Annotated in this window: 1 protein-coding gene; it reads left to right on the top strand. The window is 77.3% G+C overall.

Annotation, left to right across the window (positions count from 1 at the left end):
- On the top strand, positions 1-1,943 hold a 1,943-nt coding region (locus tag AB0J52_RS38405), incomplete at both ends, for a tetratricopeptide repeat protein (protein ID WP_500187948.1).

Consider the following 1,943-nt stretch of genomic DNA (forward strand, 5'->3'; position numbering starts at 1 on the left):
CGCTGGCCCTCGCGGTCGCCGCGGGCGCGCTGGCCGAGAACCCGGACGTGCCGATCGCCGAGACCGTCCGGACGCTGGCGGACCGGTCCGGGGCGTCCTACCCGGCGCCGCTGCGGCCCACGTTCGACCTGGCGTACCGGGGGCTGCGGCGCGACCACCGGGCCGCGTTCCGGATGCTCGGCCTGGCCGCGGGCCCGGAGGTGACGCCCGCCGCGCTGGCCGCCCTGCTGGGCGGCACGGTGGACGCGGCGGCCGAGGCGCTGGAGGGCATGCGGCAGGCGTTCCTGGTGCACGAGACCGGGCCCGCCCGGTACCGGATGCACGACCTGCTGCGGGACTTCGCGCGGGAGCGCGGCCTCGCCGAGGACGCCGACAACGACCGGTTCGCCGCGCAGCGCCGCCTGCTGGCCTCGTGCCTGGCGTCGGCGCGGTCGGCCGCGCGGGCGCTGGACCGCAGGCGCCGCCCGACCCTGGACGGCCGGGACGTCCCCGACCCGTCCCGGCCGGGGTCGGAGGAGGCCCGGGCGCAGGCGCTCGCCTGGTTCGAGGCCGAGCGGCGGACGCTGGTCGCGGCCGTCCGGCTGGCGGCGCGCCTCGGCCTGCACCGGACGTGCTGGGAGCTGGCGGACGCGCTGTTCGGCTTCCAGGAGTTCCGCCGCTACAGCGAGGACAACATCGCCGTCCACCAGGCCGGACTGGGCGCGGCGCGCGCGGAGGACGACTGGGGCGCGGCGGCGGTGATGCTGCACAACCTGGCCGTGGCGCACTTCGAGATCGGCGAGGCCGTCCAGGCGATCGGGTACGCCGAGGACGCCCGGCGCGCGTTCCGTTCCGCCGTCCCCGCCAACCGCTACGGGGAGGCCGTCGCGCTCGCCACACTCGCGGACGTCCACGCGGCGCAGGGCCGGTACCTGACCGCGATCCAGAACGCGGAGAGGTCCCTCGCCGTCCACCGTGAGCTGGACGAGCGCGGCGGCGTCGCGCGCGCGTACGAGACGCTGGCCCGCGCGCACCTCGCGCTCGCCGACTACGAGACCGCGCTCCGGCACGCCCGCCGGGCGCTGGAGATCCGGCAGGAGCTGGGCGACCGGCGCGGGATCGCCGAGACGCTGCTGACGACCGCGCTCGTCCACCGCAGGCGCGGCGTGGTCGACGACGCGGTCGCCAACGCGCTGGAGTCGCTGTTCCTGCGCGAGGAGGACGGCGACCGGTACGGGACGGCGCAGGCGCTGACCGAGCTCGCGCGCATGTACGCGACGCTCGGCCTGCGCGACCTCGCCCGCCACGACGCCGACCGCGCCCTCGGCATCTACCGGGAGCTCGGCGTCCGGCACGGGCAGGCGCGCGCGCTGACCACCCTCGGCCGCCTCGCCTGCGACGCCGCCCGGTTCGCCGAGGCGTTCACGTTCTGCGGGCAGGCGCTGCTGATCCACCGCGAGACCGGCGACCGGCACGGTGAGGCCGAGACGCTGGCGCAGTACGGCGTCGTCTACTGGCGGCTCGGCCGGTACCGGGAGGCGCGCGAGCAGCTCGGCCGCTCGCTGGAGATCCGCCGCGAGATCGGCGACCAGCACGGTGAGGCGCACGACCTGGAGAACCTGTCGGTCGTGATGCGCCGCCTGCACCGCCACCAGGAGGCGTTCGTGCACGGCCTGGAGGCGCTGGAGCTGTGGCACCGGCTCGGCGCGCGCGGCGGCATGGCCGGGACGCTCGGCAGCCTCGCCCGCACCTACATCAAGCTCGGCCTGCGCGCCGAGGCGGAGCGCGCGGCCGCCCAGGCGCTGGCGATCCGCCGCGAGATCGGCGACTCCTACGGGATGGGCATCGGCCTGGACACCTTCGCGGCGGCGCTGCGCGCGGGCGGCCGGGCCGACGAGGCGCTGAAGGTCCAGACCGAGGCGCTGCGCGTCCTCGGCGAGGTCGGCGACCGGCACAGCGAGGGC

It is taken from the genome of Spirillospora sp. NPDC049652, from assembly GCF_040675125.1.
Taxonomy (GTDB): Bacteria; Actinomycetota; Actinomycetes; order Streptosporangiales; family Streptosporangiaceae; genus Spirillospora.